The 19580-nt window shown below is 29.6% G+C and carries 23 protein-coding genes; 19 read left to right on the plus strand and 4 right to left on the minus strand.

What is annotated here, in order from left to right:
- Positions 1–146: 146 nt before the first annotated feature.
- The 7 genes from AWE51_RS09850 to AWE51_RS09880 all read left to right on the plus strand — a co-directional run bounded on the left by AWE51_RS09850 (position 147) and on the right by AWE51_RS09880 (position 4843).
- Positions 147–977 (plus strand): type II toxin-antitoxin system RatA family toxin, encoded by an 831-nt coding sequence (locus tag AWE51_RS09850; protein ID WP_066312875.1) that lies wholly within the window; start codon positions 147–149, stop codon positions 975–977.
- A 285-nt stretch (positions 978–1262) separates the two neighbouring features.
- Complete coding sequence (locus AWE51_RS09855) at positions 1263–1826, plus strand: Crp/Fnr family transcriptional regulator (protein WP_066312878.1); 564 nt, start codon at positions 1263–1265, stop codon at positions 1824–1826.
- A gap of 116 nt (positions 1827–1942) precedes the next feature.
- Entirely contained in the window at positions 1943–2137 is a 195-nt protein-coding gene (locus AWE51_RS09860; protein WP_066312881.1) for a tautomerase family protein, read from the plus strand.
- Positions 2138–2142: 5 nt separating this feature from the next.
- Positions 2143–2886, plus strand: a complete 744-nt coding sequence (locus tag AWE51_RS09865; RefSeq protein ID WP_066312884.1) for an SDR family NAD(P)-dependent oxidoreductase — start codon at positions 2143–2145, stop codon at positions 2884–2886.
- A gap of 13 nt (positions 2887–2899) precedes the next feature.
- The gene (locus tag AWE51_RS09870) at positions 2900–3268 is read left to right on the plus strand and encodes a nuclear transport factor 2 family protein (RefSeq protein ID WP_066313107.1); all 369 of its coding nucleotides are present in this window, start codon (positions 2900–2902) and stop codon (positions 3266–3268) included.
- Between the two features lie 269 nt (positions 3269–3537).
- A complete protein-coding gene (locus AWE51_RS09875; RefSeq protein WP_066312887.1) occupies positions 3538–3954 on the plus strand; it encodes a VOC family protein in 417 nt (138 codons plus the stop codon).
- A 118-nt stretch (positions 3955–4072) separates the two neighbouring features.
- Positions 4073–4843 (plus strand): hypothetical protein, encoded by a 771-nt coding sequence (locus AWE51_RS09880; RefSeq protein WP_066312893.1) that lies wholly within the window; start codon positions 4073–4075, stop codon positions 4841–4843.
- Positions 4844–4852: 9 nt separating this feature from the next.
- On the opposite strand, the gene AWE51_RS09885 is transcribed toward AWE51_RS09880, so the two are convergent.
- Positions 4853–5323 carry a hypothetical protein gene (locus AWE51_RS09885; protein WP_066312895.1) on the minus strand — a complete coding sequence of 157 codons (471 nt, stop codon included), beginning with the start codon at positions 5321–5323 and terminating at the stop codon, positions 4853–4855.
- Between the two features lies 1 nt (position 5324).
- On the minus strand, positions 5325–6131 hold the full coding sequence (locus tag AWE51_RS09890) for an RNA polymerase sigma factor (protein WP_066312897.1): 807 nt from the start codon (positions 6129–6131) through the stop codon (positions 5325–5327).
- Between the two features lie 186 nt (positions 6132–6317).
- Here AWE51_RS09890 and AWE51_RS09895 point away from each other — a divergent pair, with 186 nt between their 5' ends.
- Positions 6318–6803: a DinB family protein gene (locus AWE51_RS09895; RefSeq protein WP_066312900.1), complete on the plus strand. Its 486-nt coding sequence runs from the start codon at positions 6318–6320 to the stop codon at positions 6801–6803.
- Positions 6804–6882: 79 nt separating this feature from the next.
- On the opposite strand, the gene AWE51_RS09900 is transcribed toward AWE51_RS09895, so the two are convergent.
- The gene (locus AWE51_RS09900) at positions 6883–7785 is read right to left on the minus strand and encodes a helix-turn-helix domain-containing protein (protein WP_232517373.1); all 903 of its coding nucleotides are present in this window, start codon (positions 7783–7785) and stop codon (positions 6883–6885) included.
- A 132-nt stretch (positions 7786–7917) separates the two neighbouring features.
- On the opposite strand from AWE51_RS09900, the gene AWE51_RS09905 reads away from it, so the two are divergent.
- Both AWE51_RS09905 and AWE51_RS09910 read left to right on the plus strand, forming a co-directional pair.
- Entirely contained in the window at positions 7918–8724 is an 807-nt protein-coding gene (locus tag AWE51_RS09905) for an energy transducer TonB (protein WP_066312903.1), read from the plus strand.
- Between the two features lie 167 nt (positions 8725–8891).
- Entirely contained in the window at positions 8892–9365 is a 474-nt protein-coding gene (locus tag AWE51_RS09910; RefSeq protein WP_066312906.1) for a hypothetical protein, read from the plus strand.
- 61 nt (positions 9366–9426) lie between these two features.
- Here the strand turns inward: AWE51_RS09910 and AWE51_RS09915 are convergent, their stop codons facing one another.
- Entirely contained in the window at positions 9427–10104 is a 678-nt protein-coding gene (locus AWE51_RS09915) for a class I SAM-dependent methyltransferase (protein WP_066312909.1), read from the minus strand.
- A 372-nt stretch (positions 10105–10476) separates the two neighbouring features.
- On the opposite strand from AWE51_RS09915, the gene AWE51_RS09920 reads away from it, so the two are divergent.
- From AWE51_RS09920 to AWE51_RS09955, 9 genes are all read left to right on the plus strand, one after another.
- Positions 10477–12114 carry a glycoside hydrolase family 43 protein gene (locus AWE51_RS09920; protein WP_066312912.1) on the plus strand — a complete coding sequence of 546 codons (1638 nt, stop codon included), beginning with the start codon at positions 10477–10479 and terminating at the stop codon, positions 12112–12114.
- Positions 12115–12134: 20 nt separating this feature from the next.
- Positions 12135–13229, plus strand: coding sequence for a serine hydrolase domain-containing protein (locus AWE51_RS09925; protein ID WP_066312917.1), 1095 nt, complete (start codon positions 12135–12137; stop codon positions 13227–13229).
- A 232-nt stretch (positions 13230–13461) separates the two neighbouring features.
- Positions 13462–13638 carry a hypothetical protein gene (locus AWE51_RS26445; RefSeq protein ID WP_157766059.1) on the plus strand — a complete coding sequence of 59 codons (177 nt, stop codon included), beginning with the start codon at positions 13462–13464 and terminating at the stop codon, positions 13636–13638.
- Positions 13639–13778: 140 nt separating this feature from the next.
- Complete coding sequence (locus AWE51_RS09930) at positions 13779–14618, plus strand: helix-turn-helix domain-containing protein (RefSeq protein ID WP_066312919.1); 840 nt, start codon at positions 13779–13781, stop codon at positions 14616–14618.
- Between the two features lie 89 nt (positions 14619–14707).
- Positions 14708–15265: a YbhB/YbcL family Raf kinase inhibitor-like protein gene (locus AWE51_RS09935; protein ID WP_066312921.1), complete on the plus strand. Its 558-nt coding sequence runs from the start codon at positions 14708–14710 to the stop codon at positions 15263–15265.
- Positions 15266–15499: 234 nt separating this feature from the next.
- The gene (locus AWE51_RS26105; RefSeq protein ID WP_082832381.1) at positions 15500–16060 is read left to right on the plus strand and encodes a GRAM domain-containing protein; all 561 of its coding nucleotides are present in this window, start codon (positions 15500–15502) and stop codon (positions 16058–16060) included.
- Between the two features lie 95 nt (positions 16061–16155).
- Positions 16156–16533 (plus strand): nuclear transport factor 2 family protein, encoded by a 378-nt coding sequence (locus AWE51_RS09945; protein WP_066312923.1) that lies wholly within the window; start codon positions 16156–16158, stop codon positions 16531–16533.
- Between the two features lie 61 nt (positions 16534–16594).
- A complete protein-coding gene (locus tag AWE51_RS09950; protein WP_066312925.1) occupies positions 16595–17743 on the plus strand; it encodes a helix-turn-helix domain-containing protein in 1149 nt (382 codons plus the stop codon).
- 141 nt (positions 17744–17884) lie between these two features.
- Positions 17885–19534, plus strand: coding sequence for a serine hydrolase domain-containing protein (locus AWE51_RS09955; RefSeq protein WP_066312928.1), 1650 nt, complete (start codon positions 17885–17887; stop codon positions 19532–19534).
- Positions 19535–19580 lie beyond the last annotated feature (46 nt).

The following is a 19580-nucleotide window of genomic DNA, read 5'->3' on the forward strand; positions in this document are numbered from 1 at the left end:
TCTTTACCAAATATCATACTACGCAATGCACAACCACCAAATAAGTAAGTATAATGAAAAAGCCTAGTTAAATCAATTTCTTAACAATTATCAAGAGAACATAGTATAAATCGTAGGAAATTTGTAAAAACAAAAATCTTACTACTATGAACATTTTACAAATAGCATTAATTGGCAACGGAATATTTTCTATGTCGACTGGATTTTTCTTATTGTTTTTTAGAAATAGAGTCGCTCGATGGTTTGGACAAGAAAAATCACTGGTATTCTTAATAATAGGATTGGGATTGCTATACTTTTCTTTTTCAATTTTTATGCAATTAAAAAACCTAAAGCTTGATGAGTTATTCTATATTATCATTCAAGACTTCGTTTGGGTCATAGCAAGTACTTTGATACTCTTCATTAAACCTTTCAACATATCACCTATTGGGCATAAAATTATTGGTATTGTAGCATTTGTTGTGTGTGTTTTTGGAGTAGGACAATCTATCGGACTTGCGCAAACAGATAGTATTAAAAACCAAAATATTAAGCAATTAACTTTTGAAAGAATAATAAATACTTCAAAACAAAACACTTGGAAAGCAATATCAGATGTTTCTAATTATCATAAAGTTGCTCCAAATATAGATAGTGTTGTAATTATTTCTGGTCATGGAAAAGGTATGGTACGAAGTTGTTCTCATAAAACAGACAGTTGGACAGAAGTAGCAACTTTATGGGAAGAAGGAGAACAATACTCTTTTCAAGTAAATACAGATGCAGAGGATTATCCATATCCATTAAAATACTTAAAAGGCAATTGGAAAGTAAAAGAATATTCTAAAAATAAGACTAAAATAACTATGACCTTTAATTTTACATATAAAAAGAAAATTTATAACCTTTTAATTCATCCATTTATGAAAAAGAAGTTCAATAAAATTTGCGAAGAATTATTAGATAACTGGCAAAAAGAATTAGAGAATAAATAACTACTATCAACTTTATATATAAAAAATAGTAGCAAAACATCAAACCTAAAATATGGCTCTATTCTATTATCTTTGTTTTATCCTCTTTACCAGAAGTAAAACGATCTAATATTATTAGAATCTGGTAACTAATTAAAACAATAAGTTAAGTTACTATAATTAAAATATGGATCTAGGGTAACCAGTATTAGAAAATGAAATAACTAACCATAAATAGTACATTTAAAATAATAACCAACATTTGGTCATTACAATTCTTAAATTAAAAGTTAGCAATATATTAAAATGACACACCCTTTACGAAAACATATTGAAGAAGTAATTAGCCTTACCGATGAAGAGTTTAATTTTGTAATAGGCCATTTTGAGCACATCAAAAAACGTAAACATCAATATATTGTTCAAGAAGGAGAAATAGTTAATAAAGAATACTGGATCATAAAAGGCTGTTTAAAAAGCTACTTTGTTGATACTACTGGTAAAGAACATATACTTCAATTCGGAATGGAAAATTGGTGGATTACAGATTATGAATCTTTCGTAAAACAAACCAAATCCAAGACTTCTATCGATTGTATAGAAGATAGTGAATTACTCTATATATCCTATGAAAATAGAGATAAACTAACTGCTCAAATGCACAAAATGGAGCGGTTTTGGGCCAAAAAGAGTAAAATTGGTAGAATTTCACTTCAAAATAGGATTTTATCATTATTAAAAAATTCGACAAAAGAAAGATATGACCTACTTCTAGAACAATATCCAAAACTTTTTCAACGCGTTCCTAAAAAAATGATTGCAGCTTATTTAGGTGTATCTAGAGAAACGCTTAGCAGATTAAATTCTTAATTACTTTCTTTTATCACACAATGTGATCTATATCACTTCAAAGAAGTGACATCCCTCCTTTCCAAAATATTAAGTTCTCAACACCTTTGTATGACAATTAATTTAATATATAAGTTATGCCATACATTAATATCAAAGTTACCGATGAACGTGTAACACAAGAACAAAAATATCAATTAATACAGGGAGCAACTCAACTGGTAGTTGACATACTCAACAAAGATCCTAAAACTACTCATGTAATTATTGACGAAATACCTATTGAAAATTGGGGAGTTGATGGAAAACAATATTTAGGAACGAAAAAATAAAGAAAATGAAAAACAAAACGGTAATCATTACGGGCGCATCTACAGGAATTGGGAAAGAAATTGCAAAATACTTTATAGCTCATAAAAGTAATGTTGTAATGAACTCGTCAAATGAAGAAAATTTAAGAAAAGCTTACAATGAATTGGGTTCTCCTTCTAATACGATTTACTTAGCTGGAGATATTAGTAAACAAGAAACAAGTAAAAAACTTGTAGCCTTAGCTTTAAAGAAGTTTAAGTCTATAGATGTTCTTATTAATAATGCAGGAATATTTTCTCCAAAACCATTTTTAGATGTTGAAGAAAAAGATTTGGATCTTTATTTTAATGTAAATCTAAAAGGAACATACTTTGCTACTCAAGCAGTTATTCCTAAAATGGTAGAACAACAAAACGGTTCAATAATAAATATGGGAACTGTTTTAGTAGATCATGCCATTGATGGGTTTCCTGCAACTGCACCACTTACAAGTAAAGGAGCAATTCATGCTTTAACAAGGCAATTAGCTGCAGAATTTGGTAAACAAAATATTAAGGTGAATACAATTGCTCCAGGAATTATAAGAAGTCCGTTACAAAGTAAAATAGGGATTAAAGATGCAGATAGTTTAGCTGGATTACACTTATTAAACAGAATTGGAGAAACAAATGAAATTGCAGAAGCCGCATATTATTTAGCAACATCAAATTTTATAACAGGAGAAACAATTAATGTAGCCGGTGGACACACTGTAGGTCATGCTATCTAAAAAAAAAGTAATTATGTATACAGATCATATAAGAGATATTGAAAACTTGATTAACAGATATTTTGAAGGGATTTTTAATGGTGATACAATCAAACTTGAAACTTGTTTTCATACAAACGTATATATCTACGGAGATCTTAAAGGAATGGGATATTTAAAAAGTGTAAATGAATATCTTGAAGGTGTTAAAAACAGAAAAAGCCCTAAAGATTTAAACGAGAAGTTTAAAATGAAAATTATAGGAATTGATATTATGGGAAAAATTGCCATGGCAAAACTACATCTTCCTATGCTTGGTTATAATTATTATGATTATTTATCCCTTGCTAGAATTGATAATCAATGGAAAATCGTTAACAAGATATTTACTCATGTAGAATAACTAAGACGGTTTCAAAAACACACATAAGTTGTAACGGTTTGGATGCTTATCCAAACCGTTTTTATTTTTAGATGAAGTATCTTATTTTCATGAAAGAGAAATATTAGTAGTAGCAATACACAAAACCTATTCTTGTATATTTGTTATAATACAAAGGTTTTAGACTAAAAAATCATAAAATCAATAGGTTGTTGATAGCTAGGTAACAAATTATGCAGCTTTGAGATATACCGATATTAAAAATTATTTAATTTAAGAAATAACCAATAATGGATGATGGAATAGCAATCGAATTTTTAGACCATGTAGCTATTCGTGTAAAGGATTTAAAAATTTCCTCAGAATGGTATCAAAAAGTTTTAGGTTTAAAGAAATACCAGCTCCCTGAATGGGGAGAATTTCCGCTCTTTCTACTTTCAGGAAAAACAGGAATAGCATTGTTTCCTGCCAACTTAAATGATCCTAAACTTGATTTTAATTCTAGAAATATAAAAATTGATCATTTTGCTTTTAATGTGACTAATGAAAATTTTGAAAAAGCAAAAAAACGATATACAGCGTTAAATCTAGATTTTAATATTCAAGATCATTATTATTTCCATTCAATCTATACAAAAGACCCAGATGGACATATTGTAGAATTAACCACAATAGTTGTAGAAGAAGATGGATTTTATTTAAAGTAAAACATAATTAATAATATATACCGTTTAAGGTAACCATAAGTAAACAAGAGATATTGTATACTACCAATTCAAATAAGCTAACATGTTGAATAACCGACATCATTAATTACTAAATGTTATGATAAAAAATTTAGTACTCTTATTAATCTTTTCTTTCGCTAGTAAAAATTACGCTGAAACCAGAACGATTCATGTTTTTGTAGCATTATGTGATAATACATTTCAAGGAATTGTTCCAGTACCCGAAAAAATTGGAAATGGAAAAGATCCTGCATTAAATTTGTATTGGGGAGCCGGATACGGTGTTAAATCATTTTTCAAAATAAAGACAAAAGATTGGGTTTTAGTAAAACAATTGAAATCATCAAATCCTATTATCCTAGATAGATTACTATTTAAGCATTCTACAAAAAACGTTTATTTATTAGCTGATGCTTATGATGGTGAAAAGATAAAAACTTGTGTTGAAGATTTTCTAAAAGCCTCAAACTCGCAAAATGGATTTACAATAAAAGAAAATAATTTAACACTTAATTTTGGAGGAGACTCTGATTTGATCTCCTACGTTGGGCATGATGGGTTAATGGATTTTGAAGTTGATATCGATTACAATGAAACCTATAAAAAGAAAAGAGATGTCATCATATTAGCATGTTTTAGTAGAAACTATTTCACAACTGAAATTAGAAAAGCAAATGCTAATCCTATTTTATGGACAACACATTTAATGGCTCCAGAAGCATACACATTAAAAGCGGCAATTGATGGATGGATCAATAATGAAAATGGTAAACAGATAGACGAAAGAGCTGCACAAGCATATAATAAATATCAAAAATGTGGAATAAAAGGAGCTCGAAACTTATTTACAACGGGATATAAAAACTAATTATACCTCTTAAACATTAGGCATAGTTTTTTCTAATATTTCTTTACCACTTATCTTAATGTATAACTTATAAACAATCCATGTGCCGACAACCATTTCCAACCAACTTAAAGGAAGTGTAATTAGTAGTATATTCCAATCAGACAATCCCATATTTGCCGTTGCTATCCAAAAAATAACAAATACAGCAGACCATAGAATTGTGCTAGAAATTAAAACAGACTTTAGATTAAAGCCAAAAGAATTGGCGTATAACCAAAAGAATAGTACTAAAAGGGCTGTCAAAAGGGTATCCCAAAAACCCCAAATAGTAAAAATAACCCAATCCATTTCTGCTATACCTTCTTTATATTCGAAAAACTGTTTAACTCGTGGCATTACTAAAACAAAATAGCGAAAAACTTCGGATATATTAATCCATACACTTGTTATTAAAATAATTAAGACAAATTGTTTTGGTCTAAATATATTAGTAATCATTCTAATCAATATTAAGGGTTTTCTTTATTTCTTTTAAAATAGCTTGAGGAGCAGGAAAACTAGGAGTTGACCTGTAAATTGCAATCGAGTTTTCTAAATCACTAATCTGATGGACTAAATCAATACTTCTATTCGAGAATTTTGCAAACCGTAATTTTTTTGGATTAACAATTTTCTGATCAATTAAAAAATCAATCTTTCTAGTACATCGACAAGGATTTTTAGGGTTAGCAAGTCCACATTTGTTGTTTAAAAAACTTCTAATTTTTTTCCTAGATCTAGAAAGTATCTGTCTGTAGTTTTCTGCTGTTATCTTTAAAATTTTAGCACCTTCGACACCATTAAACTCAAGAATATCTGTGAGTATATACACTATCCTATCCAGATCATTAAGACATAAAAGTAACCCTTGTGTACAGCTTACCTTCACCTCTTCCTCTAAAAGTGAAAGCTCGCCTTCATTTTTGGAATATCTTACCTCATTAGATTGTCCCAAATCAATTAAGTCCGCATAATCCTCAAAAGGCATTGCAAATTCTTTAGATCGTTTCCCTTTTTGTGTTAGTAAATAATTAGTTGCAACACTATACACCCACGACTTAAATTGACTTTTATTATTAAACGTACTTAAATGAGTAATAACTTTAATTAATATTTCCTGTGTTGCATCTTTTGCATCTTCTGGAAACAATAGCATTTTAAGAGAAAGATTAAAGACCAAATCCTTGATTTCAATTATAACCAGTTCAAGAGCCTTTCTATCGCCTAAATTTGCTTTTTCTACGAGTATATTCAGTTTATCTTTCATAACTTCTATAAATTAGACAATTCTCATTGCCCCAGTGTGACAATTAAAGTAAAAAAGTTATACCTAATACTCTAAATATAGAATGTGCCATCCATTTTTCATATTTTGGCAGCAATAACACATAGTAGTTAAAAATAAAGAGTAATAAAGTTTAAAAAAAAAGAAAAATATCTTAACCTGAAGAAAATGAACACTTTATTAAAATATATTATAGAAGAACTAAAAAATATCCAAAATGGTAAAATATGGATAGGAAGTTCTTATACCAGTAAATTAAATTCAATCGATAATAGTCTAGTCTTTAAAAGACCTATTAAAGATATGCATAGCATAGCCGAGATCATTTCTCATCTTACTTTGTGGAGAAATGAAGCACTATTAAAAATCAAAACTGGTACTGGTAGTAAAACAGACGATTGTGAAGAAAACTGGTTAACAAATTCTAAGTTACAAGACAAAGGTTGGGATACAATAAAAACTGAGTATGACAATACATTAACTGAATTGATTACATTATTGAAAGAAAAAGATGATTCATTTTTGAAAAAAGAGTATTATGACACTGATTTTAAAGGTAATTATGAATATTCATTCTTATTAAACGGAATGCTTCAACATGATATTTATCATTTAGGACAATTAGGGCTAATTATAAAATATTTAAAACAATAAGTCATAGCTTATAATAATTACATTTCAGTAAAAGCATAATTTATCTGCTCTATATCTGCTCTATTTCATCTTAGATAGACTAAACATCAAGGACAAGTTTGTAACCAACGCCACGTACATTTACTATTTTTACTTTTGAATCAAATTCTAGTTTCTTACGCAATTTAGAAATAAAAACATCCAAGGTTCTACCAACATAGCCGCCTTCGTCTTCCCATACCATGTTTAAAATAACTTCTCGTCTTACAGTTGTATTAACAGCGTTATAAAGCAAAATAAGTAAATCTGCTTCTTTATTGGTTAGCTCTATTATCTGATCTTTAATTAAAAGTTCCGTATTTCTCTTATCAAAATGGTAATCACCCAAAGAAACTATATTTGAATCGACACCTCGTTTCAATTTTTTCTTCTTCAGAAAATAAAAGATACTTGTTAAAAGGAAGATTATTATAATCGAAATACTATAATATATCGTGTTAGTATCTGTATTTGATTCATTTGAGAAATTCGAAACGTTGTTAAATGCTGTTTCATTCTTTGCTCTTTTCTTAGTAAACACAAATATTAGGTTGTAACAAGATTTAGGTTGAGTTCTTGTTTTGCATGGTATGATGTCTGCTTGTTCTCGAAAATTCATTTTAAAACTATAAACAAGCTCTTTGGTTTTGCACTGCTCTACTTCAACAATATAATGATTAGCGAGCTCTGTTTCTTTAACAACATGATCAACAGTTTCAACCAATTTTTCTGGAGTAAATTCAAACTCAGATTCAAATTGAATTTTGTATCGATTGTTTTCTTTTATAATTGGTAACACTCTAGAAATACTATCTCCTACACTAAGCAAAACCTTATGCCCTATCATGCGTAAGGATACCTCTATATGACTATCATCCTGAGTATCTTGAGCAACATTTCTGGAAATAGGTAATACTAACAATATAAAAAACAACGGAACTATTTTAAGACACCTTGAGTTCATTTTACAAAACTATTCGAATCTGAGACAATTAATAACGTTTTACGCAAAATTTACATTATTTTACATTTCATTTAGCGATTAGCACCACATTTCAGAATAGATTTGATAACACCTAAATAATACAAATCAAATATGAAAAAAAACACTCTTATTTTCGCGATAGCACTTATAACCATATCTATGTTAATCTTTGGTTTTAACAACCGAAATGTTTCTGTAAACACCCCCATAACAAAAACTACCAGTAAATCTCTTGTTCCAGAAGGGCAAATTACCGACAACTATAATTTTAATTTTTTTCCAGATTTTTTATATCATGTAGACACAAGATTTCAGGCTATTAAAAAAGACAAAATCAATAATGCCATATCTATACATGATTTCATTACTCTAGAAGATATAAAATCTATTACATCCTACAAATCTGTGAGTGTTATTATTCTAGACGATAATAAGCAAACAGATATTCGAGAGACAGGAACTAGTGATCTTTTAACTAATGCTCAGATTAAACTTTTGCAATCGGCCGGTTACTCAACCAACATTTTGATTAGGGCAGATTATCAAAAAAAGTATACTAGTACAGGTGGTATATATGACAGTTATGCTACTCCCCATTTTACCGTTGCACCAGAAAAACCTGCCACATATGGTAATGATAAGAATGCACTCATACAGTACCTCAAAGAAAATAGCCGATTAGAAGTAAGTATTATAAAGCAAAACAAGGTACAAGAAGGTAAATTATTTTTTACGGTAACCAAAAACGGAGTGATTTCAAATGTAAAACTTGGAACTTCATCTGGTCATCCATCTGTTGATCAAAAGATGATGGAGTTAATCTATAAAGCTCCAGAAAAGTGGAAACCTGCTGAAAATACAAAAGGCGAAAAAGTTGATCAAGAACTTGTATTTTTCTTTGGAACAATGGGTTGCTAAATCTATACTTTATAATATCTTAAAAGTGCTTACTTAGCCCATCTCTATAAAGCTTGGGCTTTTTTAATATATTTATAATATCATAAGAATTTATCATCTCGAAATCGTTACTTTTTATACACAAACTGTTAAATCACCTAATCTTTACATACTCATCATAAATCACAATGAAATTAAATAGTTATTTAAGCAATCGTCTTAAGGAAGTTTTTACCGAAGGAAAATGGGTTACGGGAACTAATTTCAAAAAAGAAATCTTTGATTTAGAATGGGATGATGCTCTAAAAAAAGTAGAAAGTTTAAATACTATTGCAGATATAACATTTCATATTCACTATTATATTTCGGGAGTGATACAAGTATTTGAAGGGGGTACTCTTGATATCAAAGATAAATTTAGTTTTGACGCTCCTCCTATTAAAAACCAGCAAGATTGGCGAAATTTGGTAGATAAGTTTTGTTCTGATTCAGAAAAATTTATAAATCTAGTTCATACCATGCCAGAAGAAAAGTTATTGAGCAACTTTGTTGACCAAAAATATGGGAGTTATCTAAGAAATATTGATGCTATGATAGAACATACGTATTATCATCTAGGGCAAGTAATTCTTATCAAAAAACACCTTAAAAAAGACATTTAGTCGTCAAACTATTTAAAAAACACCTCAAACATTTATTCTCTAACATAGGTTTTAAAAGAATTTAAAAAACTCGATACAATGTTGTTACTATAACTCCTTTATTATCATTTAAAACAATTGATAATAATTGTTTTTTTTCTTCTACTTTGAAATTAAATGGTGATGCTAATAAGTTAATTCCACTTTGCTTTTTTAATCTAATTCCTTGTCCTGAAATTATTTCTTTATTGGGTACAAACTCTCCTAAAGGTAAATGTTCGGTTAAAATAACATACTTAAAATCAACTAATTTATCTAGTATTTTTTGTACTTCAGTATTCGACAAATGTTGCAATACTTGTCTTAATAAAGCGCAGTCTCCAGATGGTAGATCATCGATTGCTATATCCAAACAATAAAATTCTAGATTTTCATCTTTAAACTTTGTTTTATTAAATTCTATCAAATCATTTACAATATCTACCGCAACGTATTTTTTAGTATGTTTTACTAATTCTTTTCCTACATTAAAGTCTCCACATCCTAAATCACACACTACAATTGGGTTTATAAATGATGTTAAAAATGATGTTAAAACATCGATATACGGATTAATAATCTCTGGATTATGTGATCCTACTCCCGAATAAAAATCCGTTGTATTGTCCCCCCACAATTTCATTTCATAAATTTGTTCCATAGCATCTTTTGTAGGCCAAGGTCTTTTTATTTTTTTAGAGCTATTTTTTTTCTTCGTCATAGACATTCTATTTCAAGTCATACTGCCAAAACAAACCTACAAATTATATGATGTAATATATAGTTTAAAATTTATACTGTATTAAATAAAAATGTTTTATAGCCAAAAGTTCAACTATTGTTTTAATCAAAGTTTTTTGTTTAAAAGTGCAAGCAATTTCACTAAGATTTATGGTGAAATAAAAACTAAACTATTATATTGCTTGATCTCGGGGATGTTGAGACTGACTCGTATAACATGAATTATTATCACAAATAACCCAGCATTTATATATCATAAACTGTATAGAAGCAATCTAGGATTCTTTGATACATTAGAAAAAAGTTCGTAAAACTGATAACCAAAAATAAATGCAATAATTAAAACTTTATAATGTCTTTAAAAACAGTAATTACGTATTTGATATTAATAGTTTCTTTTGGAGTTTTTGGACAATCGGTACCAAAAGACTTTAAAAATCCTATTTTACCCGGTTTTTATCCTGACCCCTCTATTTGTCGTGTTGATGACACCTATTATATGGTAAACTCTAGTTTTGAATGGTACCCTGGGTTGCCTATTCACAGAAGTAAGGATTTAGTAAACTGGGAAAAAATTGGTCATGGATTACATCGACCTGATCAAATTGTGTATAAAGACGGTTTAAAAAATTCAAATGGCATATTTGCACCCACGATACGTTACCATAAAGGAACATTTTACATCATTACGACCATGGTTGGTCAAAAAGGTAATTTTATTATATCGTCGAAAAATCCTTCGGGTCCCTGGAGTGATCCCGTTTGGATCAAAGATGCCCCTGGTATTGATCCTTCTCTTTTTTGGGATGATGATGATCGTTGTTATTACACTGGTGCTGGAATCATAGATAAATCTGGTGGTGAATGGCCTGGTAAAAACGGTGTTTGGATGCAAGAAATAAACCCCGATACCGGAGTATTAATTGGATCAAAAAAACAACTTACTTATGGTCATGCTTCAAACGCACGTTGGGCCGAAGGACCACATTTATATAAAATCAAGGACGAGTATTTATTATTAATCGGCGAAGGCGGAACCGGAGAATATCACTCTGTTACGGTTTTTAACAGTAAGAGTCTTTGGGGACCTTATATACCAAATCATGCTAATCCAATTATGACGCATCGTCATCTGGGAAAAACACACTTAATTGGTCAAACAGGACACGCAGATCTGGTGCAAACTCAAAAGGGAGATTGGTGGAGTGTATTGTTAGCCAAAAGACAAAACGAAGGGTTTATTACTTTAGCTCGTGAAACCTTTTTGGCAAAGGTAGATATGACTGTTCAAGAAAGTGGTATTACTCCTATATATAATCCCGGTATTGGTTTATTACAAGAGCAACAAGAACGACCTAACTTGCCATGGACTCCCATTCCTGCTATCAAAGAACTTGATGATTTTAATGATAAAGATCTTGATTTAGAATGGAATTTTTTACGAACACCTCGTTCTAACTGGTATACCCAAAGTAATGGTCAAATGAATATTCAATTGCGCCCAGAAGAAATTACTCAATTAGTAAATCCTTCTCTGATTGCTAAACGTACTCGTAATTTTAATTATCAAGTTCATACAAAACTTGCTTTTACTGCTAAAAATAAAAATGAAAAAGCTGGTTTAGTTGTTTACCGTCGTCATGGCAATCACTATCAGTTATTAAAAAGTAAAAAAGAAATTGTATTAATCAAAACCTTACAAAAAAACAATAAAGGTAAGTTTACTCCTCAGATTATTGCTACAGTTCCCTTTCAAGATAAAGAAGTGATATTTGGTCTAAAAGTTGATGGTTTAAAAATTCAATTCTTGTATGGCGAGCATGAAGATGCTTTAAAATCAATTGGAGATGCTCAGGATTATACTATTGTTTCTGATGACGTCGCACAAAAATTTAATGGCGTTTATGTTGGAATGTATGCTACGTCGTCTGGTCTAGAGAGTAAAAATGTAGCCAAATTTGATTGGTTTTTTATGAAAGGTAAAGATTAACAACTAATAAAAAGGGTATTATGATGATAAAAAAACTAGCAACTTCTGTAATTTTCATTTTATTCTTTTGTACAATTTGCCATAGCCAAATCAAATATCAATATTCTGAACCTAAAGACTTAAACGACGGATGGAAAACAGAAAATCTAAAATCACAAAATATAGATACCACAAGAATCTATAAAATGTTTACTCAGTTGCATAACAATAAACACAAATTGCATAGTGTTTTGTTAGTTAAAAATAATCAAATCATTATTGAAGAATATTTTAATGGTCACGTTGTAAATAAGCCTCATGATCTGCGTTCTACGACCAAAAGTATTCGATCAATTTTACTTGGAATTGCTATAGATAAAGGGTTCATTGATAGTATTGATGATCCAATTTCCAAATATCTTAAAAATAAAATTCCGAATAAGAACCTTGACGATCGAAAAGAAAAAATCACAATCAAACATCTAGTAACTATGTCTACTGGACTTGATTGTAATGATTGGAATAAAAAATCGAAAGGACAAGAAGATAAGGTTTACAAAAAAAAGGATTGGATCCAGTATACCTTAGATCTTCCGATGATTAATGAACCGGGAACTGTTTCTAATTATTGTTCTATGGGAGTAGTTATACTGGCAGAAATAATAAGCCAAGCTTCGGGCATGTCTATCGACAATTTTTCAGAAAAATATTTATTTAGTCCTTTGGGGATTTCAAATATAAGTTGGGGACATACTTCTGATAAAGATGTTATTGCATCGGGTAAAAGGTTGTATATGACCTCTAGAGACATGGCCAAAATTGGACGACTAATACTACACAACGGAATCTTTAATGAAACACAAATTGTTTCTAAAAAATGGATAGAGGAGTCCACCTCTCCTAAAACAAAAATAACGGGAATCGATTATTGTTATTTATGGTGGAATATTCCTTTTAAAATAAATGGCAAAGTGATAAATTCCAAAATAGCAACTGGAAATGGGGGACAATATATTATGGTTTTTCCAAAACTAGATATGGTTGCCGTATTTACCGGCGGAGCCTATAATTCTCAAGAAGACAAACTACCTTTTGCAATCTTAAATGATGTTTTCCTTCCTACATTTGTGAATTAAAAAAAGAATATACCTATATAATCATGTCAAAAGAATTTAGGATGAATTGTAAAGATTATACGCATTAACAGAAGTGTCTTAACTTCAATTATTTAATCACCAAAGTAAATTTATAATGTTCATGATACTACTATCGCTTCTGATGATATATGGTTATTGTAACATTTTATATTACCAAGAGACATATTAAAGAAAAGATTTTTAACTAAAAGGCTCAAAAAACAATTCGATTATGGGGAAAAAAATTACCTATACTGTATTGATTGCAGGTATAATTTTACTAATTATCAATGTATCTAGATTAAATACTGCTAGTATTGAAATAATCGATTTTACAGGGATTATATCCAATGTATTATTAATTTTTTCTATGGTACTTACTAGTATAGATTTAAATAGAAAAAAATAAGTTAAAAGATATTTTATATACTTTTCATATTACATATATACCAATTCTTTTGATAATTTTAAGTTTTATTTTCATTTACTATTAAATAATAGTGCTTCAACCATTAAAAACGATAAAGTCATGACTAACACAAGTATACTGTGGAAATAATTAACTTACCATATAATTTAACTACTAATGAGGCTTCTACATTTCAAATTTTTGATTATCAAACATCAAAGGAATGTTTCAACCAAATGGTATCCTTAAAACAGAACACCTTCAGTTTTTTAATTGAAGGAAGTAAACAAGTGCATTCTAATACTAAAACCATTTCTATTAGAAAATCACATTTTTTATTAATGAAAACCGGTCATTGCCTAATGACAGAAAAACTTCCTAACACCTCGGATAATTATCGTAGTATATTATTCTTCTTTTCTGACAAAGCACTTTTAGACTTCATTAAAAAGTATAACCTCCAGAACTATAAAAATCAAAATCAAGAATCTATATATTCTTTTGAATATGATAATTTCTTGCAAACTTTTGTAAATGGATTGATCGATATTAATCGGCTTAAACCTGAGCTTCAAACAAAATTATTAGAACTAAAATTTGAAGAATTAATGATCTACCTAAAAGAAATCAAAGGAGTTGATTTTATATTCTCGTTAATTTCAAGTTTTAATGATAGGTCTCAACATTTTATTGATACAGTTGAAACTAATAAATTAAACAAGCTTACAATTAAAGAACTATCTTTTTTATCAAATATGAGTGTATCTACTTTCAAAAGAGAATTTGAAAAAACCTTTAATAGCACTCCAAGTAAATGGTTTCAAGATAAAAGACTCGAACATTCTGCTTTTTTATTAAAAAACAAATCTAAAAGGCCTTCAGATATATTTGAAGAAGTGGGTTATGAAAACTTATCTAATTTTATTCAAGCATTTAAAACTAAGTTTGGCGTAACCCCAAAACAGTATCAATTAAATTGAACGTTTAGCAATACTTTTTGAGCTAAATCAAACATAACTTACGCCTAAGTATCTCATAATTTTGTATTCACATTTAAATACTTATAATTATGAAAAAAATAAATTTAATCTTAGGAGTGTTCTTGACGATAACTAGTATCGCTAATGCTCAAAATACCTTTACATTATCTAGCAATGATCTAGGAGGTTCTGCTACTATTAATGAAGAATTTAATGGTTTTGGATGCACTGGTAATAATCAATCTCCTCAATTATCATGGAATAACGCTCCCAAAGGAACTAAAAGTTTCGCAGTTACCATGTATGATCCAGATGCTCCTACGGGAAGTGGATGGTGGCATTGGGTTGTTTTTGACATACCATCAACAATAACCTCCCTTAAATCAAATTCAGGAGATATTTCTCTTAATTTAATGCCCAAAGAAGCTATTCAAAGTATTACTGATTATGGTGCTCATGGATACGGAGGTCCTTGTCCCCCAGAAGGGCATGGACTACATCAATACATCATTACCGTACATGCTTTAAAAACAGAAAAACTTGGACTTACTAAAGAAACTAACCCAGCGGTTGTTGGTTATTATCTTTGGAATAACACTTTGGCAAAAGCTAGTATTGTAACGTACTACAAAAGAGATAAAAAATAGATATCATGTCATTTTATAAACAAATTAAAAAGCGTAGGCACTAAGTGTTTACGCTTTTTAATTTGTTTATCTTTCGAAAATTCAAATAGATCTTAAGAAGAACTATTAATTTTAAGGTTTACAAGAAAAGAAAACAACAATAAGTAGTAATAAAATCAGCATAAATATTATAAGTTAACTTAATCAAGGTAACATTTTATTCTCTTATGACACATATATAATAAATCACGTTTTATGGAAATAGGAACCAAGCCAAATAGAGTAAGTTGGAAGTATAAATTTGGATCAATGATCATAACTGGATTGTTGTATAGTGCAATTCTATTTGCATTCGATTATTTTTCAAACGATAAACTTTATAGTACATATAGTCTAATTTTTCAGGGAGTATTTTTTGGAATAGCTACGGGATTAGGTTTTCCTCTTATTACCGAAAAATTTGGAGGAAAATTTACCTCTAAACTTGGTGGAAACGTTACTCCAGTATTATCCGATACAGAAGAAATTGAAATTAGTGGTCCAGCAAATTTATTTCGTGGAATAGAGGCCACTGGAGGAAAGTTATTCTTAACGAATAAAAATGTGATCTTTAAATCGCATACTATGAATATTCAAAAAGGACAAACCAATATTCAGTATGATAACATTAAAGAGATACTACTAAGAAAAACCGCTAAACTTATTGATAACGGAATTCGAATTACAACAAAAGATGGTAAAAATTTTGATTTTGTAGTAAATGAGAGGGAACAATGGATGCAAAATTTGAGTAAAAGAATCAAAACAGACTTATAGAACTTACCTACACAAATAATCTATTATTTAAATTACCATTTGTTAGCTGCTATACTTTCCATATATTTAAAACATTAATGTCATTGACAAAGTATATGGATTTACAAAAAAACAAAGAAAATGCGATTGCTTTTTATAAAATCGCGTATGAGGGTAACCCAAGAAAGGCCATTGATTTATATGTTGGTGATCAATACATACAACATAACCCTGATGTAGCAGATGGACTCGAGGGATTTATTACCTACTTTGAAAGGATGCAACGTGAATATCCAAGTAAGTCAATCGAATTTGTAAGATGTATTGCAGAAGGAAATTTAGTAGCGCTACATACACATCAAACCTGGCCAGGAAATGATCAATATGTAACTATGGATTTTTTTAGATTTAATAACGATGGCAAAATTTGTGAACACTGGGATTCGATACAACAAATTCCAGAAAATTCTGCAAACCCTAATACCATGTATTAGTATACTTATAGTATATCATTAAAACATTAATTCACAAAATAAATTGCTTTTCTTAAACTAAATGGATAAATATTCTTTACTAGGTTTTATTACTCTAATTATAGTATTTGTAGGCTTACTCTTATCTATTTTTCTTTTAACCGTAAAGACACAAAACAAAATAGCCAATAGACTTTTAGCGCTATACTTTATTGTATTCTCAATTCATATTAGTGTTTTCTTCTATACTTCATATATTGAATTACCTCTCGTTATCGAAATGTTGCGAGATCAGATTATCTCATTATCCAGTCCCCTACTATTTTTGTATTTAGTAGCCAATATTTATTCCGATTTTAAACTTCGATATATTCATTTATGTCATCTACTCCCCTTTCTTATAGAAATCATATTATTTATCCCTAATTTTTATGGGGTAAATCATGAAGAAAGAGTAATTTTTACAGAAAATTATAATTCACAAATCATCGTTAAAATCTCTGTAGTTGTGGGATCTGTAATAAGTTTATTCTATTTGATCTTAATGTTTTCAGAACTAAAAAAATATAAACACCTGCTCGTCGAAAATTATTCCAGTACCACTTCTTTCAACTATAATTGGTTATATCAATTGACGATAGTGATCTCATCTATTTTTGTTTTTTCTCAATTTAAACAACTCTACAAATTCACAGGTACCGATATTGAGACACTTAATATTCTAAGACTAGTTCTAATCATACTTTTATTAGGTTTTTTAACTTGGATTATGCTAAAAAGCATGTATCAACCAGAATTATTTAAAGGAATAGATTCAGGTCACAAACTGGTTAAAACGTTAGTTAAAAAAGACAATTCTAAAACAGTTTCTGAATCATCTCAACAAGAATCAATTGAAGCTAACATTCAAAGACTTAATAAATTCATGGAAGAAGAAGAACCATTTCTTGATTCTTCACTTACCATTCAAAAATTAGCCCATCAATTTCAAATGCCCTCACGAGAACTCTCTATTCTTATAAACCATCATTTAAATCAACATTTTTTTGATTTTATAACTTCATTTCGCATCAAAAAAGCTATCCTTTTATTAAAGAATCCAATGAATAAAAAGCTAACAATTTTGGAAATTCTATATGATGTTGGTTTTAACTCAAAATCCCCTTTTAATAAAGCATTTAAAAAACATACGGGATTAACCCCTACAGAATACCGTGCAAAACTTTCATAACAAGCACTTTATAAAAAAGTAATACGCTTATAAAAAAAAGTAGTACTCTTTTTCTGATTAAAAAAGAGTACTACTTTTTTTAGTTGTACGTCTTATTGCTGCCATATTTTCATTTTTGCTTTGAATCCAAACAATATAAAAATGAAGAATCTTATTTTACTAGCGTTTACTACCGTAATACTTAACGCATCTCTTTTCGCAAGACAACATTTATCAGAAAATACAATCCAAAAAGTAGATTCATTATTAAGTGAATATCCTATTAGTAATGGTCCGGGAATTTCTGTTGCTGTTATTAAAGATGGTAAAGCTATTTTTAAAAGGCACAAAGGATATGCAAATTTAGAGCATCGAATTCTGATAACAGATTCTACAAAATTTGTAATCGGTTCTATCGCTAAACAATTTACTGCATTTGCTATTTTACTATTAGAAAATGAAGGTCTACTTTCAATTGACAACAGCATAACAAACTATTTACCAGAACTTAATCATTTACCACATAAAGTAACAATAAAACAACTCATGAATCATACTAGTGGCTTTAGGGATAATACTAACCTGAATAATTTAAAAGGTAGAACCGATGAAGATTTGATTGGTCAAGAAGAAGTGGTAGCACTTTTACTTAGACAAAAAAGTTTAAACTTTACTCCTGGTTCAAGGTTTCAATATTGCAATTCGGGCTACATATTACTGGCCGAGATTGTAAAACGGGTTTCTGGGATGAGCTTTTCTCAATTTACTCAAGAAAAAATATTCAAGCCACTTAAAATGCATCAAAGCGTGTTTTTAGATGATCCAACTCTTATGGTCACCAATAAAGCCAACTCCTATATCAAGCAGAAAGATGGCTTTCACTACATTCCTCTTAATCGTTCTGTAGTAGGATCAACAGGCCTTTATACTACAATACATGATTTAGGTCTCTGGGCCAACAATTTTGAAAACCAGACAATTGGAAATAAAACTATTTTTCAAAAGATGAAAACAAAGAGCTCTTTAAATACTGGAGAAATCATACCTTATGCCCTTGGTCAAGAGTTAAAAAATCACAAAGGATTGGATGTTATTTTTCACGGTGGTGGAGATGCAGGTTTTAGATCTTATTTACTACGAGTGCCTTCACATAAATTAACTGTAGCTATTTCAGGAAATTTCGAGTCCTTTAATCCACTAAACATCTCATATGGATTAGTTGATATATTTCTTTCTAAGAATATACAAAAGAAAAAGAAAAAAGAGATTCCTGTCTATAAAACTAAAGATTTAAAAAAGTTTGAAGGCGATTATAAAATCTTTAATGGATTTTATATAACAATAGAAGCCAAAAGTGATACCTTATACTTTAAAAACTACGGATCAGAAGAAAAATTAAAACTACCTACTATAGGAGAAAATGAGTTTCTTTTTCCGTATATCCATCATAGCAAATTTAGATTTACCAAAGATGGGCTTGTATGGCATTTGTCTGATTTCTATTATCCAGGGAAAAAGGTGTTTTTAAATCCTCCAAAATATGAAGAAATAAATATATCAGAATATACAGGAGTTTATAGAAGTGCTGAAGTCGAGACATCATATACTTTGATAACCGAAGATAATCAAATTAAAATGACACATAATTATAACCCAGATCTATTATTAGAGCCTATTAGTAAAGATGTTTTTAGAACAAATCAAGCATATATGGGGGAAATAGAATTTACAAGAAACGAAGCCGGAAAAATTAATGGATGCAAAGTTTCTGCACAAAAAGCCTATAATATTTTTCTTAATAAAATTGAATAACAATTCAAATTAAATCTCACACGCAAGATACTCTATCTTGCGTTTT

Source organism: Aquimarina aggregata (genome assembly GCF_001632745.1).
In the GTDB taxonomy this organism is placed as follows: Bacteria; Bacteroidota; Bacteroidia; order Flavobacteriales; family Flavobacteriaceae; genus Aquimarina; species Aquimarina aggregata.

Coding starts and splice junctions, on each gene's coding strand:
- AWE51_RS09850 (WP_066312875.1), top strand. CDS start 147: ATGAACATTTTACAAATAGCATTAATTGGCAACGGAATATTTTCTATG.
- AWE51_RS09855 (WP_066312878.1), top strand. CDS start 1,263: ATGACACACCCTTTACGAAAACATATTGAAGAAGTAATTAGCCTTACC.
- AWE51_RS09860 (WP_066312881.1), top strand. CDS start 1,943: ATGCCATACATTAATATCAAAGTTACCGATGAACGTGTAACACAAGAA.
- AWE51_RS09865 (WP_066312884.1), top strand. CDS start 2,143: ATGAAAAACAAAACGGTAATCATTACGGGCGCATCTACAGGAATTGGG.
- AWE51_RS09870 (WP_066313107.1), top strand. CDS start 2,900: ATGTATACAGATCATATAAGAGATATTGAAAACTTGATTAACAGATAT.
- AWE51_RS09875 (WP_066312887.1), top strand. CDS start 3,538: ATGGATGATGGAATAGCAATCGAATTTTTAGACCATGTAGCTATTCGT.
- AWE51_RS09880 (WP_066312893.1), top strand. CDS start 4,073: ATGATAAAAAATTTAGTACTCTTATTAATCTTTTCTTTCGCTAGTAAA.
- AWE51_RS09885 (WP_066312895.1), bottom strand. CDS start 5,323: ATGATTACTAATATATTTAGACCAAAACAATTTGTCTTAATTATTTTA.
- AWE51_RS09890 (WP_066312897.1), bottom strand. CDS start 6,131: ATGAAAGATAAACTGAATATACTCGTAGAAAAAGCAAATTTAGGCGAT.
- AWE51_RS09895 (WP_066312900.1), top strand. CDS start 6,318: ATGAACACTTTATTAAAATATATTATAGAAGAACTAAAAAATATCCAA.
- AWE51_RS09900 (WP_232517373.1), bottom strand. CDS start 7,785: ATGAACTCAAGGTGTCTTAAAATAGTTCCGTTGTTTTTTATATTGTTA.
- AWE51_RS09905 (WP_066312903.1), top strand. CDS start 7,918: ATGAAAAAAAACACTCTTATTTTCGCGATAGCACTTATAACCATATCT.
- AWE51_RS09910 (WP_066312906.1), top strand. CDS start 8,892: ATGAAATTAAATAGTTATTTAAGCAATCGTCTTAAGGAAGTTTTTACC.
- AWE51_RS09915 (WP_066312909.1), bottom strand. CDS start 10,104: ATGACGAAGAAAAAAAATAGCTCTAAAAAAATAAAAAGACCTTGGCCT.
- AWE51_RS09920 (WP_066312912.1), top strand. CDS start 10,477: ATGTCTTTAAAAACAGTAATTACGTATTTGATATTAATAGTTTCTTTT.
- AWE51_RS09925 (WP_066312917.1), top strand. CDS start 12,135: ATGATGATAAAAAAACTAGCAACTTCTGTAATTTTCATTTTATTCTTT.
- AWE51_RS26445 (WP_157766059.1), top strand. CDS start 13,462: ATGGGGAAAAAAATTACCTATACTGTATTGATTGCAGGTATAATTTTA.
- AWE51_RS09935 (WP_066312921.1), top strand. CDS start 14,708: ATGAAAAAAATAAATTTAATCTTAGGAGTGTTCTTGACGATAACTAGT.
- AWE51_RS26105 (WP_082832381.1), top strand. CDS start 15,500: ATGGAAATAGGAACCAAGCCAAATAGAGTAAGTTGGAAGTATAAATTT.
- AWE51_RS09945 (WP_066312923.1), top strand. CDS start 16,156: ATGGATTTACAAAAAAACAAAGAAAATGCGATTGCTTTTTATAAAATC.
- AWE51_RS09950 (WP_066312925.1), top strand. CDS start 16,595: ATGGATAAATATTCTTTACTAGGTTTTATTACTCTAATTATAGTATTT.
- AWE51_RS09955 (WP_066312928.1), top strand. CDS start 17,885: ATGAAGAATCTTATTTTACTAGCGTTTACTACCGTAATACTTAACGCA.